Annotated in this window: 15 protein-coding genes and 1 riboswitch; of the genes, 5 read left to right on the top strand and 10 right to left on the bottom strand. The window is 38.1% G+C overall.

The window, feature by feature from the left end:
• Window positions 1-4 precede the first annotated feature (4 nt).
• Complete coding sequence (locus tag D569_RS0116240; RefSeq protein WP_018933487.1) at window positions 5-187, top strand: SE1832 family protein; 183 nt, start codon at window positions 5-7, stop codon at window positions 185-187.
• Between the two features lie 13 nt (window positions 188-200).
• Here the strand turns inward: D569_RS0116240 and D569_RS0116235 are convergent, their stop codons facing one another.
• Window positions 201-2,048, bottom strand: a complete 1,848-nt coding sequence (locus D569_RS0116235; protein WP_026287357.1) for a cation:proton antiporter — start codon at window positions 2,046-2,048, stop codon at window positions 201-203.
• A 260-nt stretch (window positions 2,049-2,308) separates the two neighbouring features.
• Between D569_RS0116235 and recQ the strand changes: the two genes are divergently transcribed.
• The gene (gene recQ, locus D569_RS0116230) at window positions 2,309-4,081 is read left to right on the top strand and encodes a DNA helicase RecQ (RefSeq protein ID WP_018933485.1); all 1,773 of its coding nucleotides are present in this window, start codon (window positions 2,309-2,311) and stop codon (window positions 4,079-4,081) included.
• Window positions 4,082-4,237: 156 nt separating this feature from the next.
• Here the strand turns inward: recQ and D569_RS0116225 are convergent, their stop codons facing one another.
• From D569_RS0116225 to D569_RS0116205, 4 genes are all read right to left on the bottom strand, one after another.
• The gene (locus tag D569_RS0116225; protein WP_018933484.1) at window positions 4,238-5,476 is read right to left on the bottom strand and encodes an aminopeptidase; all 1,239 of its coding nucleotides are present in this window, start codon (window positions 5,474-5,476) and stop codon (window positions 4,238-4,240) included.
• Window positions 5,476-7,359 carry an ABC-F family ATP-binding cassette domain-containing protein gene (locus D569_RS0116220; RefSeq protein WP_018933483.1) on the bottom strand — a complete coding sequence of 628 codons (1,884 nt, stop codon included), beginning with the start codon at window positions 7,357-7,359 and terminating at the stop codon, window positions 5,476-5,478. Before D569_RS0116220 ends, D569_RS0116225 begins: the two co-directional genes overlap by 1 nt.
• Before the next feature lie 717 nt (window positions 7,360-8,076).
• The gene (gene cls / locus D569_RS0116210; RefSeq protein ID WP_018933481.1) at window positions 8,077-9,519 is read right to left on the bottom strand and encodes a cardiolipin synthase; all 1,443 of its coding nucleotides are present in this window, start codon (window positions 9,517-9,519) and stop codon (window positions 8,077-8,079) included.
• An 82-nt stretch (window positions 9,520-9,601) separates the two neighbouring features.
• Complete coding sequence (locus tag D569_RS0116205) at window positions 9,602-10,057, bottom strand: Hsp20/alpha crystallin family protein (RefSeq protein ID WP_018933480.1); 456 nt, start codon at window positions 10,055-10,057, stop codon at window positions 9,602-9,604.
• A gap of 154 nt (window positions 10,058-10,211) precedes the next feature.
• Window positions 10,212-10,323: riboswitch (SAM riboswitch) on the top strand.
• 76 nt (window positions 10,324-10,399) lie between these two features.
• On the opposite strand from D569_RS0116205, the gene D569_RS0116200 reads away from it, so the two are divergent.
• From D569_RS0116200 to D569_RS0116190, 3 genes are all read left to right on the top strand, one after another.
• Window positions 10,400-12,070, top strand: a complete 1,671-nt coding sequence (locus tag D569_RS0116200; protein WP_018933479.1) for a PLP-dependent aspartate aminotransferase family protein — start codon at window positions 10,400-10,402, stop codon at window positions 12,068-12,070.
• A 599-nt stretch (window positions 12,071-12,669) separates the two neighbouring features.
• Window positions 12,670-13,554, top strand: a complete 885-nt coding sequence (locus D569_RS0116195; protein ID WP_018933478.1) for an SGNH/GDSL hydrolase family protein — start codon at window positions 12,670-12,672, stop codon at window positions 13,552-13,554.
• 12 nt (window positions 13,555-13,566) lie between these two features.
• Complete coding sequence (locus D569_RS0116190) at window positions 13,567-14,169, top strand: YpmS family protein (RefSeq protein WP_018933477.1); 603 nt, start codon at window positions 13,567-13,569, stop codon at window positions 14,167-14,169.
• A gap of 39 nt (window positions 14,170-14,208) precedes the next feature.
• Here D569_RS0116190 and D569_RS0116185 read toward each other — a convergent pair whose 3' ends face one another.
• The 5 genes from D569_RS0116185 to D569_RS0116165 form a co-directional block, all read right to left on the bottom strand.
• On the bottom strand, window positions 14,209-14,847 hold the full coding sequence (locus tag D569_RS0116185) for a response regulator (RefSeq protein ID WP_018933476.1): 639 nt from the start codon (window positions 14,845-14,847) through the stop codon (window positions 14,209-14,211).
• Window positions 14,844-15,881, bottom strand: coding sequence for a sensor histidine kinase (locus tag D569_RS0116180; RefSeq protein ID WP_018933475.1), 1,038 nt, complete (start codon window positions 15,879-15,881; stop codon window positions 14,844-14,846). The genes D569_RS0116185 and D569_RS0116180 overlap by 4 nt, the downstream gene beginning before the upstream one ends.
• Entirely contained in the window at window positions 15,878-16,597 is a 720-nt protein-coding gene (gene liaF / locus D569_RS0116175) for a cell wall-active antibiotics response protein LiaF (protein WP_018933474.1), read from the bottom strand. The genes D569_RS0116180 and liaF overlap by 4 nt, the downstream gene beginning before the upstream one ends.
• A gap of 141 nt (window positions 16,598-16,738) precedes the next feature.
• Window positions 16,739-17,368 carry a PspA/IM30 family protein gene (locus tag D569_RS0116170; protein WP_018933473.1) on the bottom strand — a complete coding sequence of 210 codons (630 nt, stop codon included), beginning with the start codon at window positions 17,366-17,368 and terminating at the stop codon, window positions 16,739-16,741.
• A 23-nt stretch (window positions 17,369-17,391) separates the two neighbouring features.
• Window positions 17,392-17,700: a lmo0954 family membrane protein gene (locus D569_RS0116165; RefSeq protein WP_018933472.1), complete on the bottom strand. Its 309-nt coding sequence runs from the start codon at window positions 17,698-17,700 to the stop codon at window positions 17,392-17,394.
• Between the last annotated feature and the right edge of the window lie 273 nt (window positions 17,701-17,973).

The raw sequence follows: 17,973 nt of genomic DNA, 5'->3' as shown, positions 1-17,973 counted from the left end.
TAAGATGAATAAAAAAGAAATCGAAGCGGAAATAGAAGACTTAAAAGCTGATTATACAAGACTATCTGCCGACCTTGAAAAATTAGTATATGTTGGCGGGAACACAGAATATAATGAAAAAGAATTGGAACGCTTAGCAGCTAAAATTTCCTCCCTTCGCCAAAAGCTCCAGCAGCAAAAAAGCTAGCAACAGTTTGTTGCTAGCTTTTTTCATTTCTTTTTTCCTCTAGTTTTTCCTTGATTTTATGAAATTCTTTACTTGGTGGTGTTAAGCTGACAATCGTATCGCCTGCTGTTGCTGTTGTCTCTAAATCATCGGTAAAGAACTCGATTTGTTTAGACTGTTTTAACACAAATAACAGTACGGTTTCCTTGTCACGATCCTTCAAATAATCTTCATACAAATAACGATCTGTTAGGGATGTCTTTCGTAAAACATAACCGCTCTTTAATTTGTATTTCAATTCTTCGATGCCTTCTGTAGGTGTAAATACTTCTCTTCCACCAATCGTATGATCAATATCTACTAAATGATCTCCGCTATGATTTTGTTTTGGTAAACGGAACACATTCTTTCGACCAAACTCAGGCAAGAATGTAGAACATACTAAGGCATTATAGGAATCATATTCAGTTGCTGTTAACAAGTAATCATACGGTGTGAAATCCATCGTATATTCTGTTTGCTCTGATAAAATCTCACAATGGTTATGCTGAATACCTGCTTTTCTGGCACCGTTTAGACGATCCCACGATGAATCAACAACAACTGCTGGAATACCTAGTTCTTTCATCGTCTTTGCTAATCCATTAGTAAAGCGGTTAGAACCGACAATTAATACACCAGGGTTTCCTTCTGATGAAAGATTTAGTTTTTTCGCTAGCCAGCCAATTGAAAAGCCATGGACAACAACCGTGGAAAATACTAATGCAAAGGTTAAAGGTGTGACAAGTGACGCACCTGCAAAACCTTCATCTGCCAAAATAGTTGCAAAATAACTTGCTACGGTTAAAGCAACAATCCCTCGTGGTGCGATCCAGCCCACCAATGTTTTCTCTTGCAACGATAAACCCGAGTTAATCGTCGATAAGAAAATCGATAGTGGGCGAACGACAAATAGCATTAATAATACATATCCAATAATTGCTGGCTGGAAAACATCCATTAATGTGTCCATTGTCAGCGATGAAGTTAAAAGAATAAATACTGTTGATATTAAAAGCATCGAGATATTCTCTTTAAAGTGACGCATATCCCTAATAGAAGATATACCAAGATTCGCCAACGTCATCCCCATTGCGGTTACTGCTAATAAACCTGTTTCATGTTTCACTTCATCCGCTATGATAAAGCAAGCAATAACTAATGCGAAAACAGCAGGTGATTTTAGAAATTCTGGTATATGCCCTGACTCAAACATCGATCCAGTAATTTTCCCAAAGACAACCCCTAGCACTACAGCAAATAAGGATGCTAATAAGAAAAACAATAATGCTGTTGCATCTCTTCCATCAGCTAACAAGAATAAAATGAATTCAAACGCAAAAACAGCTAATAAGGCACCAAATGGGTCGACGACAATCCCTTCCCATTTTAATATTTTTGCTGGTGTTGGTTTTAATTTTGATTGCCTTAACAGTGGTAAAATAACGGTAGGACCTGTTACAATAAAGATACCACCGATGACAAATGCAACTGCCCAGGATAAGCCAGCTACATAATGGGCAGTTAAAGATCCGAAAATCCAGGCAAGAAACGCTCCCCATGTAACAATACGAAAGACTGGCTTGCCTAACCCTTTTACTTCTTTAAAATTCAGATTCAAGCTTCCTTCAAAAAGAATAATCGCCACAGCTATGGAAATAAATGGGCGATATAAATCACCGAAAGCTTCCTCTGGATTCATTAGTCCGAATATCGGCCCAGCTAGTAACCCTGCTATTGACATCACGACGATTGCCGGCAGTCGAAATTTCCAGGCTACCCACTGCGAACCTACACCAAGCACAGCAATAAGCATGAGTATTAATAATAATGAGTCCATCATTATCCCCCTTTACCTTCTATCTTTTATCTATATTTACTTTCATTAATTTCATCAGAAGCTAGCATTATTTTAAAGGTTAATAGGTTGGATGTAAATATTTTTATTTCAAACTTTTTTCTTTGTACGATAAAGGGATTTATTTCTATAGAAGTAGGACAATGAAATCCGCCAACATAACAGCGATAAGCCAAGTTTTGCTATATGTATTGTGGTTAAAAAATGTTATGCTAACAATGAGTTTATTAAAAGGATGATATTTTATGAGTACGTTGGATTTATTAAAAAAATATTTTGGGTATGATGCTTTCCGACCTGGACAAGAAAAAATTGTGAACCATATCCTCCATCAAGAAAATACGCTAGCTATTATGCCTACTGGTGGAGGGAAATCTATCTGTTATCAAATCCCCGGTCTTGCACAAGAGGGGATTACCGTCGTGATCTCCCCACTGATTTCCTTGATGAAAGACCAGGTGGATGCCTTACAATCTTTAGGTGTTGCAGCTACCTACATAAACAGCTCCCTGACAACAGAAGAACAATTCAGCAGATTAGCTGAGATTCGTAACGGTGAATACAGCTTTGTCTATGTTGCACCAGAACGTTTTGATTCTAATGCTTTTTTTGCTGCCATTAATTCGTTGAATGTGTCATTGATTGCTTTTGATGAAGCTCATTGTATTTCACAATGGGGACATGATTTCCGTCCCAGTTATCGGACCGTTGTTCAAGCCGTTCATCAATTACGGAACCGTCCTGTACTGATTGGTTTAACAGCAACAGCTACCGCGGAAGTGATTCGTGATTTACAGCAACTGCTCGCTGTCGAGGATCATGCTGTTGTTAACACTGGCTTTGCACGTAGTAACCTTACCTTCCAGGTTGTAAAAGGACATGATCGTCAAGAATATGTCACGGATTATTTAAAGGCGCATCAAGATGACACTGGTATTATTTATGCGATAACCCGGAAACAAGTCGATCAGCTATATTTTTTGTTACAGGAAAAAGGATTCTCTGTTAGAAAGTATCATGCAGGTATGTCAGAGGAAGCTCGAAAAGAAGCACAAAATGATTTTATTTATGATAATGCACGAGTAATGGTCGCTACCAATGCATTTGGGATGGGGATTGATAAGTCCAATGTCCGTTATGTACTCCACTATGCCTTACCGAAGAATCTAGAAAGTTATTATCAAGAGGCAGGACGCGCTGGACGGGATGGTGAACCAAGTCAATGTGTGATACTTTTTTCTGGACAAGATATTACGTTGCAAAAATATTTAATTGATCAATCTGAAATGATGGATGAGGAGAAAAAGAAAGGTGAATATGATAAATTACAGGCAATGATTAACTATTGCCATACCGATCAATGCCTGCAGCAATATATTCTCCGTTATTTTAATGATACAATTTCTTCAACAGAAGCATGTGGCAATTGCTCTAACTGTGACAGTGATTTAGAAAAAGTTGACCGTACAAAGGAAGCACAGATGGTACTATCTTGTGTCAAGCGGATGGATGAACGATTCGGAGCCAGTTTAGTAGCGAAGGTGTTAAAAGGATCCAATGATAAAAAAGTAAAGCAATTTCGCTTTGACCGACTATCCACGTACGGACTGATGAAAGAGATGACAGAGAAAGAGCTTGTTTCCTTTATTCAATTTTTAGTTGCAGAGGATTTTTTAGTATCTGAAGGCGGGCGTTACCCGATCCTACGTCTAAGCAAGCGAGCTCTATCGGTTTTAACAGGAGAAGAAAAAGTATATGTACAGGCTGCCAAAGTGGAGACCAAAGAAGTGGTTGCATACGATACGGAAATGTTTGAACAATTACGGAGATTACGAAAGTCTTTAGCAGATCAGCAAGGTGTTCCGCCATATGTGATTTTCTCTGATAAAAGCTTACGTGAAATGTCTGTAGTCAAGCCAAAATCGAAATACGAAATGCTACAAATACATGGTGTTGGTGAGCGCAAGTTCGAACAATATGGGGAAGTGTTTTTAGAGTGCTTTTTGGAAAAGGCCTAGATTTTATTGTACACTTTTCATATTTTACTGGACACTTCCTAATAAAAGAACTCTCGAAAATCAAACGAGAGTTCTTTCTTTTCCTGTACAGAAAGTATAAAAATTGGGTGTCTGTCTAGCTCCGAACGCCCAGAAACTAGGCGGCTTCGCGAATCCTTAATCAAAATCAATGGCCCATGCACCTTGACGGAATACCGGTTCTTTTTCTCCATCTGCCGTTTCTCCATCGATATCTAAGTCAGCAGATCCGATCATGAAATCAACATGTGTCAGACTATCATTGACACCATGTTTGTCCAGCTCTTCTTCATTCATATCAGATCCGCCTTCAAGGTTTGTTGGATATGCTTTTCCTAATGCAATGTGGCAAGAAGCATTTTCATCATATAAGGTGTTATAGAAAATTAAACCAGATTGTGATATCGGAGATGCATGTGGTACTAATGCTAATTCTCCAAGGCGTGTTGCTCCTTCATCTGTCTCCAATAAATGCTTTAATGTATCATGCCCTTGTTCTGCTTCAAAGTCGACTACTTTCCCATCCTTAAACGTTAAACTGAAGCCATTAATCATATTACCACCATATACAAGTGGTTTTGTTGCAGTTACTTTACCATCTACGTTGTATTTATGTGGCATTGTAAAGACTTCTTCTGTCGGCATATTCGGGTTGAAATTATTACCATTTGGTAATTTCGCAGATCCACCCTTCCAAATATGACCTTCTGGTAGTTCAAAGCGAATATCTGTACCTTCTGACTTGAATATTAACGCTTTATAAGATTTTTTATTTAAGTATTCTCGAGCTTGTTTTAATGTACGATTATGTTCATCCCATGCAGCGACAGGATCTTCCTGATCAACACGAACAATCTTAAAAATCTCTTCCCATAAGCTTTCGATTGCATCTTCTTTCGATTTATCTGGAAAGATTTTTTGTGCCCAGTCACCTGTTGGAATGGAGATGATTGACCATGGAATCCGATCATTCATCGTATATTGACGAAATTCTTTCATCGCTTGCCCACTTGCTTTGTTTGCTTTTGCGACTTTCGCAGAATCGATATCTTTCAATAAATCCGGATTAGTCGAGCGGATCGATAATAGCGCCGCACCATCTTCAGCAAAATCTAAATGCTTCGCTACTTGCCATTCCGGTATATCTGTTAACACTTCTTCTGATGCATAGTTAAATTTCAAATAGGTAAGCTCATCATCTGACCAATTAATATGGACATTTTTAGCACCCATTTCATATGCCTTACGGGCAACAATTCTCGTAAAATCTGCTCCTTCGATGGAAGAATTGATGACTAGTGCTTGTCCTTCTTGTAAGTTCACACCTGTTTTTAATGCGAGTTCTGCGTATTTTTCCTGTAGTTGTTTGTCTGCCATTATGATTCCTCCTTCAGTTCTTCTATTAAAAGGGATAGTTCTTCCCATCTTTCCATTTTTTCTTCTAGTTGTTGCTCGATTTCACTTTGTTTATTGTATAGTGGTTGAATTTTGCCTATATCACTACCTGCTTCGGCAATTTCTGTAGCGATTTGCTCAAGTTCTGTTTCCAATTCGGTTATTTCATCTTCAATTGTATCCCACTCTTTTTGTTCATGATAGGATAGCTTTTTCTTTTTTCGTTTCGGTTTATGCTTGGATGTCGTTTTATTTTGCTTATCCTCTGATTCTTTTTGCTGTTCGCGGAATTCAGAATAATTGCCATAAAAAAAGGTTAAAGTTTCATTTTCAGTAAAGGCAATAATCTGTTCAACGGTTTTATCCAGAAAGTAGCGATCATGAGATACTGTGATTACGACACCCGGAAATTGATCTAAATAGTCTTCAAGTATCGCGAGTGTTTCGGTATCTAGGTCATTAGTGGGCTCATCGAGAAATAATACATTTGGTTCGCGCATTAATACGGTTAATAAATATAATCTGCGGCGTTCCCCACCTGATAACTTCTTAACATATGTCCATTGTTGTGATCTTGGAAATAAAAATCGTTCCAGCATTTGTTCAGCGGTGATAACACTGCCATCTATGGTATGGACAACCTCTGCAACATTGCGGACAAGGTCAATTACTTTGACACTATCATCTAGTCGTGGATGATCCTGGGTATAATAACCGATTTTCACGGTTTCCCCAATATCGATTGTACCTGTATCCGGCTCGACACGACCAGCTAAAATATTCAGTAATGTCGTTTTCCCACTACCATTAGCACCAACTATTCCTAGTCTGTCACCAGGCTTAATTAGAAAATTAAAATCTTTAAACAAGGTTTTTCCATCATATGATTTACCTAGATTTTTAACTTCCATGACTTTTTTCCCAAGGCGAGTGGATCCGACTTGAAACGATAGATCCTGTTTTTTTGTGTCGAAGGTTTTCTCTTTCATCTCTTCTACACGATCAATCCTTGCTTTTTGTTTCGTTGTTCTGGCCTTCACACCTGCTTTGAGCCAGGCAATTTCTTTTTTTAGAATATTTTTATGCTTTTGTTCTGCTTGTATTTCTTGTTCTTCTCGTATCGCTTTTTGTTCTAAAAAGGTTTGATAATTGCCTTCATATGTATATAAGTTACCCTTATCCAACTCAAAAATACGGTTAGTAATTCGGTTAAGAAAATAGCGATCGTGTGTAACAAGCAAAATAGCTCCCTGATAAGTTGGTAAATATTCTTCGAGCCATTCGATCGTATCGTTGTCAAGATGGTTGGTTGGCTCATCAAGTATCAGTAAATCTGCTGGTTGAATTAAAGCTTTGGCTATTGCTACACGTTTACGTTGACCGCCAGAAAGATTTTCGGTTTTTTGGTCAAACGCTGGAACTCCTAATTTGGTTAAGATTGTTTTAGCAACAGTCATGGCGTCCCATGCTTCGATTTGATCCATTTTTTCCTGCATTTTCAAAAGTTGATTTTGCATGGTTACATTTTCAGGATCTCTCTCCAAAGCTAATACAGCTGATTCGTATTGTCGTAAGGTGACCATCATCTCTGCATCACCATAATATATTTGATTTAGCACCGTGCCCCCGTCCGTTAATTGCGGGTCTTGATCTAGGTATTCTATCCTGTAATCGTTGGGATGATCGATCATGCCGGATTCTGCCTGATCAATACCTGCTAATACTTTTAGCAAGGTGGATTTCCCTGTACCATTAACCCCAATTAAACCAATACGATCGCTGTCTGTAATCGAAAATGATATCTCGTCAAACAATACTTTCTCACCATACGTTTTGACTAGATCCTCTACTTTAATCGTGCGCATTGTATCTATCCTTTCTAGTTAAGAAAAACTAAGCAAAACCTCCACGTTCCTTTACGTTCACCTGATTCCTAGTCGATATATACTGCGAAGTAATGAAAGTTCTGTCTGAAGTAGCGTGGTAATTAGATGTGCGGCCACCTAAGAGATAATTTTGAAATATATTGTGATGATAACTACCACTCCGGCTGCCCAATTCCCTTTCCGTGGGGTTTGCCCTTCAGCTAACTTTTTCGAGCAAAAACCACTCGAAAAAGTGGATCTTCAGGTCAAACATTTCCCACAGGAGTGGAAGTGGGCGGCCTTCGTTAAGATATGCTCCATAACGCTTATCCGAAATCAGCTAGTCGATTTCTCCACCATATGTAGCGTAGGGTACGACTATGCTAAAGAGGCATTCACACCCAATTAGTACTGTAATAAAACAGAAAATTTTAGTTCCATGAGTTCATTTCTTTCTATAATTAGAGAACAAAAATAGCGTAGGCAGAATACGGAGACTCCTGTGGGACAGCGAGAGCTGAAGATCCACTTGGTGAAGTGCCTTTCTTCACCAAGTTAGCTGAAGCCGAGCCCACGGAAAGCGCAGTATTCTGCCGGAGCGGTTTGCATGCACTCTCTAAGTCAAGAATGATGGTAGAGAGCAATTCCTTGTCCTCGTTACTGCGCAGTTTATGTTTTTTTGTACAGCAAATTGATTCTGTTTCTTTGTCCGAATTTCTACAAAATCGGTGAAATCAATCTTGAAATAGACTCTTTGAAACGAATCCATAAGGAACGTTGTTGATAGAGAGAATAGGTAAGATTGGTTACGTGCTCCATATCTTTTTCAAATTCATCGACTAGCATTTCTGCCATCGTTTCATTATATAAAAAAGCATTTACTTCGAAGTTAAGACGAAAACTTCGCACATCAATATTTGCCGTTCCAATCGATGCTATTTTGCTATCGACTACTATCATTTTAGCATGCAGGAAACCTTTTTGATAAATATAAACGGTTGCTCCGGCTTTTAACATCTCCCCGATATAGGAATAGGTTGCCCAGTAAACAAAGGGGTGGTCCGGCTTGTTCGGGATCATTATCCGGACGTCCACACCTGACAGGCAGGCAATCTTCAAAGCATCCAACAGGCTTTCATCGGGAATAAAATAAGGCGTTTGTATAAAAATATAATCCTTTGCTGACATAATCATTTTTATATAACCATGTTTTATCTGTTCCCATTCGGAGTCCGGACCACTTGAAACAATTTGCATGCCGACATTACCAGCAGGAACAGGTGTATAATAACGTTCATTATATTCAATATCATGACGGGATGCCTGATTCCAGTCCAGAATAAAACGTGTTTGCAAATGCTTCACCGCACTACCGGTAATGCGCAAATGCGTATCGCGCCAATATCCAAATCGCTTATCTTTTCCCAGATATTCATCACCAATATTAAAACCACCTATATAGCCGACTTTGCCATCTATAATAACCAGCTTACGGTGGTTACGGTGATTGATCTTTAAATTGACTTTCGGAATCAATGGTGGGAAAAATCCTTCGACCTCTGCCCCCGCATGCCGCATTTTTCGAATCAGCTTTCTGCTTAACGTCCGGGAACCTAAATCGTCATATAAAAAACGGACTTCGACTCCTTCTTTTGCTTTTTTTATCAACGCATCTGCTAAGCGGGAACCGAGATGATCAGATCTAACTATGTAATACAGTAAATGAATATGATCGGTCGCATTTTCGATATCTTCCAATAACGAATTAAACTTTCGATTGCCATCGGTAAATATGTTAACTTCGTTATCCTGTGAAAAGATGGCATCATTATTACGTAAATGCAAGTAAAATAAATCTTTATATTGGTACATCCTAGGATCATTAATAAAGAAATCCCCATTTTCAATGTCTCGCAATTGATGCTGTACAGCAGTTTTGACACCTAACTTGCTTTTGGTATCCCATGTAAAAATCGTTTTATTACTTAATTTTCGACCAAAAATAAGATATAAGATAAAACCAAAAATTGGGATGAACGTCAAGACCATAATCCAAGCCCATGTAGCAGTAGCATTTTTGCGCTCTAAAAAGATAATGGTTAAAGATAAAAGAATATTAAAAATTAAGATAAAACTAACAACTAGTTGTGTAATCTCCACATGAAGCCCTCCCTTCCCTTGACACCTTACACACTATAAATATAGCACAATTATGACCAAGCTAATAGCAATCGCTATCAGCTTAGTCGATCGTAATCGAATCATTGTCTTTTTTCGTTTTAGGACCTCTAATTTCTAACACTCCATTTTGGAAGCTTGCTTTGGCTGTTCTTTTATCAACTGCATATGGCAATGTAATGGTGCGCTCGTTACGATGCTGTCTTCTTTCCTTATGATAATAATGATACGATTCATCATACTGTTCGGTTTCCTCATGATGATCTATCATTACTGTAATTTGATTACCGACTATACGCAGTTGTATTTGATCTTTTTTAAGACCTGGCAAATCGACACGGACGATCCACTCTTGCTCTGTTTCGGCAACATCTACAGGAATTTGTTTCGGTACTTTTGCTTGTTCAAAAAAACTATCGATTGTTCCCATCACATTACGTGTCGGTTTTTCGTAAAGAAACGCATCTAGTTTCTTAATGAAGTCTTCTCCCCACTCTGGTATTCCACCTTTTTGTGCCATTTTGCTCACTCCTTTCTAATAAAATTCCCACTTTATTTTATGCATCAAGCTGACAAATGATCCTGTCGTTAATTTTTATTAATATTCTGATTTTTTATTGACGGTTTCCAATATATAACTTATAATAAGTACAATTGAATTGTATAAGTAGTAACTCTTATCTAGAGTGGCAGAGGGAATAGGCCCTATGAAGCCCGGCAACCGTCAGTTTGAACATCAAATTGAAAAGGTGCTAAATCCTACAGGTTTAACCTGAAAGATAAGAGGAGGACAACTAGTATTTTCAACCTCTTCTTACCTTTTGTTAAGAAGAGGTTTTTTATTTTATAAGGAGGGTACATAATGACAAACTCGTTCCAATTTCCAGGTAGTGAAACCAATCTATTACACGGAGGACAACAAGTAGACCCTGCAACAAATGCCCGTGCTGTTCCAATCTATCAAACTACGTCTTACGTATTTAATGATACGGAACATGCACAGAATTTATTTGCTTTAGCAGAAATGGGCAATATTTATTCTCGGATTATGAATCCTACAGTCGATGCGTTCGAACAACGTATTGCCCTGTTAGAAGATGGCGTAGCGGCAGTCGGGACAGCATCTGGTGCATCTGCGATCACGTTAGCTATTTTAAACCTTGCAAATGCAGGGGACGAAATTATTGCAGATAGTAATTTATACGGTGGTACTTTCAATTTGTTTAACAAAACATTGCCTAAATACGGTATTGACGTGAAATTTGTAGACGGAACAGATCCAGAAAATTTCCGAAATGCGATTACACCTAAAACAAAAGCAATTTTTGGTGAAGTAATTACAAACCCTAGTTTGAATGTATTTGATATTGAAGCTGTCGCTGATATCGCACATGAACAAGGTGTACCATTAATTATTGATAATACTTTCGCAACGCCATATGTATGTAAGCCGATCAGTTGGGGTGCTGATATCGTAGTACACTCTGCAACTAAATGGATTGGCGGCCATGGAACATCGATCGGTGGTATTGTCGTAGATAGTGGCAGATTTAATTGGAATAATGAACGATTCCCTGGCTTCACTGAACCTGATGAAACATATCACGGTATACGTTTTGGAATTGATATTGGACCACCTGCATTTGCCATTAAATTGCGGGTACAATTATTACGAGATATCGGTCCATCCTTAAGTCCACAAAATGCATTTTATTTCTTACAAGGACTAGAGACGTTACATTTACGTATTGAGCGCCATAGTGAGAACACGAAGGCTGTTGCAAATTACTTAGAAAACCATCCGCAAGTTGAATGGGTATCTTATCCTGGTCTTGAAAATCATCCGTCTCACCAATTAGCAAAAAAATATTTGTGTAACCATTTTGGCTCTATTATCGTCTTTGGTATAAAGGGTGGTAGAGAAGCAGGTCGTCAAGTAATAGATAATATTAATCTATGGTCTCATGTGGCCAACGTTGGTGATGCTAAATCATTAATAATTCATCCTGCATCTACTACACACCAGCAGTTAAATGAAGAAGAACTAGAGTCTTCTGGTGTTAAAGAAGAATTAATTCGTTTATCTGTCGGAATTGAAACGGCAGAGGATATTATCGCAGACCTGGATCAGGCAATTGCAAAAGCAACAAATAGTGAACCGTCGATCCAACCAAATACTGAGAAAGCCATTGCATGGGCACTTTCATCTCCATTAGCTCGAGAGAATGGCGATATTCGCCCGAAAACAATTGCAGTAGCAGGTGACATCAAAGGTTCAGAAGCACTAGCTAAATTGAAAAAGTTAGGCTACCAAATTGTTTCTGCAAATACTGCAGAGGGTGAAATTGATATTTTATTTGTCACTGATAGTAAGGAAGCAGCAACTGCATATACTGATCAAGCCAAAATTGTCTGGTTTGCCAAAGAGCAAACAGATACTGAAACGAAGACTAAGGCGGAAGCAAACGGGCAAATTGTCGTTGAAGATAAATGTCCGTTCCAAGAAGCAGATCGCTTACGCCGAGGAGAATAACTTTCTCCCTGAACATCGTTATTTATCTCCCCAAGATAAATATATATACATAAGACCGCAGACCTTTTATATGGCTTGCGGTCTTATCCTATTTACAGCACATTTTCCTATTTACCATAAAATCTTTCATGTGATACAATACATACCATTATACAAAACAAGCATTTTCATCCCATGAATTGCATAACCTGTAACACATAACCAAAGATTAATTGCCGAGCTCTGCTCTAATTATCTGATTCGAAATAGATACATACTGCGAACTAGTGATCTAGGTGCTTACATTGATGAAGCGGACATTTAGTACGTTATTTCACTAGAAATCACCTATTTTTTGATGTTAGCGGACATTGAATACCTTATTTGGTTCATTTCGGCTTGCATTAGCACTATTTTCGATGAATAACGGAATAGATGTCCGCGACTACTCTAAAAACGGCACTTTTGCGACAAATAGCGGAACAAATGTCCGCGCTCATCCCAAAATTCACTTGGGCGTCCACTTTATTTCGCAGTTTGTACTATATTTAGATTTTCTGTTAACAAATTTAAAAGACGGGTATAATCAAGTAAGAGACTTTTTAATGTAGGTGTTGGTAATGAGCAAAAAGGTGTTCATTTTTCTTATTATATTTATCTTCGTAGCTGGATTCGCTATCTTTCTATTGTTTTTCCAAACGGATAATAATAAAACAAATGAATCTATTTCACAACCAAGTGAAGAAACAGCAGAAGAGACGACAGAACAAGAAACAATTGAAGAGGAAGAAGAAGAATCACTTAGCCAAAACGTACGCAACGCAGTGAGAGAGGCACTCAGTTTTTTTCAAAAAGATACACATATTACTGCGATTGGCGATTCCTTAACTCAAGGGGTTGGCGATGAAACAGGCAATGGTGGCTATATTGGTATTTTAGATGAACGATTGGACGAACAAGATATCGATGTGACATTTGATAACTTTGGCAAACGAGGTAATCGTACCGATCATTTATTAAAAAGATTAGAGGAAAATCCTGAGATAAATGAATCTTTAGCAAAAGCAGATATGGTTCTTATTACGATTGGTGCAAATGATATTATGCAAATTATGAAAGATAATTTTATGAATCTAACAGAAGAACCTTTCATCGAAGGACGCGGACCATATGGTGAGCGCTTATCACAAATATTAGATCACATTATATCAGTACAACCAGAAGCAGAGATTTATCTGTTAGGCTTTTTCAACCCTTTCGAGAAATATTTTGGTGATATTGAAGCCTTAAATCAGATTTTGACACGTTGGAATAATGAAAGCTTACAAGTTACCAATCAATATGAACAGGTTCATTATATTCCGATGCAGGATATCTATCAATACGAGACAACAGAGAATGTCTTTTCAGATGATAATTTCCATCCGAATCATAAAGGATACCAATTGATGGCAGAACGAGTCATTACTTATTTAGAAAATGATTTAGAAGAAGCCCAAAACTAAAGGATGACATAAATGAAAGACAAAATAACCAATTGGAAAAAATTATTTATTACTTTAGCTTCAGTTAACCTTGCTCTTTTTGTGGGGATTGTCCTTTTCATTTTCTGGCCGGCGCCTGGTGCGGAACCACCAGAAAAAGTTTTTCTTGAGGATGAAGCAGGGGCGGAATTTACCATCCGTTCCAGCAAAGATAACTTGAATGAGCTTGTCAACGCTTATATCGCGAAATTACCGAAACTGGATAATATTCAATATTCACTTCGGCTAGATGAAGAAGTCCATTTAATGGGGAGTGTGGAAGCTTTTTCAACAGAAGTACCCGTCAACATTTCGTTTGAACCGATCGTACAAGAAAATGGTGACGTTATTCTTCAATCAACCGGAATGTCACTGGGATTATTACGATTACCACAAGATCGTATCTTGCAATATGTCAGTAGTCGAGTGACAACGCCCGAATGGATCACAATCAATCCAAAAGAAGAACATATTTATATTGCTTTAACTCAGATGGAATTAAAAAGTAATTTCCGTGTACGGGCACAGCAAATTGATTTAATCAATGATAATATTTCATTCCGTATTAAAGTACCAAATGACACTTTGGGCTTATAAAGAGGCAGGGAAAGTTCCCGCCTTTTTTTGTGGTCACTACTATTCATTTTCAATTAATCCGTTTTGGTAGGCATAGACCGCTGCCTGTGTACGATCTTGTACTTCAAGCTTGCTTAAAATATTGCTGACGTGGACTTTTGTGGTTTTGAGCGCAATAAAAAGGTCATCCGCAATTTCCTGGTTAGTCTTGCCTTGGGCGATCAATAATAAGATTTCTAGCTCTCTTTTAGTTAAGCTGTCATGTAAGCTTTTCGACTTTTGATTACTGAATTTCGCCATCATTTTAGCTGTCACTTCTTTTTCAAGAACTGATTCGCCAGCATAGGTATCACGAATAGCTTTAGCAATGACATCTGCCTTGGAAGTCTTTAATAAATAACTCGTCGCACCAGCTTCTAAAGCAGGATAGACTTTATCGTCGTCGATAAAACTCGTAACAATTAATATCTTTGCTTCCGGCCATTTAGCGATAATTCTTCGTGTTGCTTCGATGCCATCCATCCCATCCATGACTAAGTCCATTAAAATTACATCTGGTTTATGTTCTAGGGCTAATTCTACTGCTTTTTGACCATTATCCGCCTCTGCAATCACATCGATATCATCTTGTGTCATCAAATACGCACTCACACCGATTCGCACCATTTCATGGTCATCAACAAATAATACGCTTATCATTCTTTCTCACCTTCTTCACTGATTAATGGAACACGCACTTCTATTTTGGTCCCCTCATCTGCCAGACTTACGATGTTGAGCCTGGCACCCACTTCTGCTGCTCGTTCATACATGTTAGTGAGGCCATAAGAACTTTCTTTTTTTTCCTGTACATTAAATCCAATACCGTCATCAACTATTCTTAGTATTAAAAAATCATCACGTTCGATTAATAATACGTCAATCGTCGAAGCTTTCGCATGTCTTAACGCATTGGAAATCGCTTCTTGTAAGATTCGGAACAGCTGATCTTCAATTCCTTTGTTTACTTTGATTTCTTCCAAACGCCAGGAAATATCCATTGGGACTTTGGCATGAAGCTCTTCTAGTAGTTGCTCCATTCCTTCTTTTAATGATTTATCTTTTAATAAGACCGGGCGTAAATGTAACAGCAGTGCCCGCATTTCTAATTGTGCCTGTTGAATCATTGCTTCAATTTGGTGTAATTGTTTGGTCTTTGTTTCTTTTTGCTCCTGATTTGAAGCGATCACAGCTGAAACAAGCATAGATGCGGCGAAAAGCTCTTGACTGACAGAATCATGTAACTCTCTTGCTAAACGATTACGCTCCTCGGAAATAACTTGATTAATCGTCTCTTCCTGTGCACTTGCTCTTTCATCGATTAGTTTCTGGGTTCGTTTCGTTTGATCCTGAATGTATTGCTGGACTTCTTTTAACCGGCTAAGTACATGATTCATTTCTTCATACGATACAGGATCAGAAAAGGTTTGATTTTTTAGCAATCTTGCTAAACTATTTTCTAAAAATTGAATCCGACGTTGCCAAATTGCAGCGACAATAATACCGATAATTGAGCCGAAAAGGATTGTAATAGTCGGTAGCATGACGACAAATGGAATCTCTAAAACTTTTGTCGTCCATAATAATTGCCAATCTTCAATTGGAAATGCTAAATAGTAGAATACACTTAAAATGATGAGAAGGAATAAAGCAAACAGAGACCCGGTAGCGATCATTCTAGTATACATTTTCATCCTCTTCTCACCTCGAGCTTTCCGGCAATCATTTGGGTAAAGATTTTTACCCTTTGAGGTGATTCATGGTACCCTTTTGTTTGCAGTTGAATATGGCGATTAAAGGCGTTTTTCTCCTCATGATCAAATGCTTCAATATCACCAAATACAACCGCATGATCGATTGTAACTTCTATATCATACGGTACGATAATAACAATTTTTCCAGCGAGATGGCGAATTACCATTACTGACTCTTCCTTAGGCAGCATCGTATCATTTAAATCAACGACAACATCACCAACTGCTGATTGAATATTAAGGTCTTGCCAGGAGAAACCATTTTGAGTTGTATGGTATTTGCCAAACCATTTATTTTGAATAACACGGTCTTCATATAGTGTTTCTTCTGTTATATCAATATGATTAGGCAACGGCTGCTTTTCTTTTTGTTTCTGTTGATACCAATGCCAAGCGAAATAAAGTATAATAACAAAAATAAAAAAGCGTATTACAAATGTATTAATAACAGCAATAAAAACAATAAATGCGCCACCCCAGAAGAGCGTTTTACCTGTTGTAGTATGAAAGGAACGCCTTCCGAAGTACATGCCGACTGCCCCTAATGCAATAAGAAAAAGGAGGCCAGCATCCATAAAAATGAATTCTACAAGTAAAAATACACAGCCAATGATCAATAAAGTCTTTAATAGATCATTATTTGGTTTGATTGACATTGGTGCAGACCTCCTTTTTGTACATTTTTAACGGGAAGTAAAAGGTGCAGTATAGACTGCACCTACTTGTATTACTTCACTAACGGCCATGGAGAATTACTCCACCATGATCGTAGTTCCTCTTTATAGGATAGCATGTTTTTAGTTGTTTGTTGTAGCTTTTTTTTCTAATTCTTGAAAGCGTGCATCTAAAGTATGCAGGCGATAATCTGATTGAACACGCTGTTCAATGCGTTCAATGTAGCTCTCAAGCTCTGCAAATTTCGAAGCACTCTTAGAAACTAATTCGGTTTCCAACACTTTGTTCATCCCTTGTTTCGTACGAGCAACATTTTCTCTGCTGCGTAATTCCAGTCGCTTAACATATAGATCCTTTAATTTCTGTTTCATTTGGACATATTTTGTCTCAAGGGTTTCTAGATCTTTGACTGATTTATCGGACATTTCATTTAAATGAGCAACGCGTGCTTCGAATTGCTCTAATTCTGTTTGTGCCTCCGTCTTCAATTCCGTTTCTTGCATTTCTTCTGCTAATTGGACTTGGCGTTTACGCTTTTCAACCATCATTTTGGCATGGTTTAATTCTTTTGCAATATCCTGTTTTATTTCATATTGTTTTTCCACCAACCGTTTGATCTTCTTTACTTCCTGCTCACACTCACGAATGTACTGGTTAACGTGTGCGATTGGATTTTTCTCCTCTTTTCGATCCATAGCCTCGTGTAAATCTGCCATCACCGAATCTTTAATACGTGTAAATAAGTTTGACATATTATATTCCTCCTTCATTTGAATTAAAGCTTGTCCCACTCTAAGTAATCTTGACGTTCTTTTTCTTCCTGATATTTTTTATAACTGTAATACAATACGACTAAAGCTACTACACCGATTAGTGCCGGTATGTTCGACAGTGACATGGAAACACCGATTAAGATGACTATTCCCCAGCCGACTTTTTTTCCGGTAGTATTCGCTAAGATGAATTGCTTCACACCATAGTAAGCAAGTACCACACTAATCAATAGCATGATCATCGGACCTAGATTTGCTAATAAAATGATTGAGGCGATCACCGCTAAACTGATAAGTAGAAATGTTTTCAATTGCGTTCCCTCCTTCCATAACTTAATGATAGCTTGTCTCATCGATTTGGGTAACGGACTGCGGATATATTTTAGACTAAGACCCGAGGCTTATTTTTACTAGGACCATGCGTGTCACAGTTCAAATCAAGTTCCTCCCCAACTCAGTCAGTCGTTCAGATTCGATTTTGGAGAAAGGTTGCTTGAGCGGACATTTAATTCGTCATTTGGTTCAATTTGGTAAATGTCCGCACTCAGCCCGGATTTACCGGGAGATAATCTATACCCACTTTT

The sequence above is a fragment of the Gracilibacillus lacisalsi DSM 19029 genome, from assembly GCF_000377765.1.
Lineage (GTDB): Bacteria > Bacillota > Bacilli > Bacillales > Amphibacillaceae > Gracilibacillus > Gracilibacillus lacisalsi.
The sequence above is the reverse complement of the archived record's forward strand: the minus strand, read 5'-3'. Positions and strand labels throughout refer to the sequence as shown.

Coding starts and splice junctions, on each gene's coding strand:
- D569_RS0116240 (WP_018933487.1), top strand. CDS start 5: ATGAATAAAAAAGAAATCGAAGCGGAAATAGAAGACTTAAAAGCTGAT.
- D569_RS0116235 (WP_026287357.1), bottom strand. CDS start 2,048: ATGATGGACTCATTATTATTAATACTCATGCTTATTGCTGTGCTTGGT.
- recQ (WP_018933485.1), top strand. CDS start 2,309: ATGAGTACGTTGGATTTATTAAAAAAATATTTTGGGTATGATGCTTTC.
- D569_RS0116225 (WP_018933484.1), bottom strand. CDS start 5,476: ATGGCAGACAAACAACTACAGGAAAAATACGCAGAACTCGCATTAAAA.
- D569_RS0116220 (WP_018933483.1), bottom strand. CDS start 7,359: ATGCGCACGATTAAAGTAGAGGATCTAGTCAAAACGTATGGTGAGAAA.
- D569_RS0116205 (WP_018933480.1), bottom strand. CDS start 10,057: ATGGCACAAAAAGGTGGAATACCAGAGTGGGGAGAAGACTTCATTAAG.
- D569_RS0116200 (WP_018933479.1), top strand. CDS start 10,400: ATGACAAACTCGTTCCAATTTCCAGGTAGTGAAACCAATCTATTACAC.
- D569_RS0116195 (WP_018933478.1), top strand. CDS start 12,670: ATGAGCAAAAAGGTGTTCATTTTTCTTATTATATTTATCTTCGTAGCT.
- D569_RS0116190 (WP_018933477.1), top strand. CDS start 13,567: ATGAAAGACAAAATAACCAATTGGAAAAAATTATTTATTACTTTAGCT.
- D569_RS0116185 (WP_018933476.1), bottom strand. CDS start 14,847: ATGATAAGCGTATTATTTGTTGATGACCATGAAATGGTGCGAATCGGT.
- D569_RS0116180 (WP_018933475.1), bottom strand. CDS start 15,881: ATGAAAATGTATACTAGAATGATCGCTACCGGGTCTCTGTTTGCTTTA.
- liaF (WP_018933474.1), bottom strand. CDS start 16,597: ATGTCAATCAAACCAAATAATGATCTATTAAAGACTTTATTGATCATT.
- D569_RS0116170 (WP_018933473.1), bottom strand. CDS start 17,368: ATGTCAAACTTATTTACACGTATTAAAGATTCGGTGATGGCAGATTTA.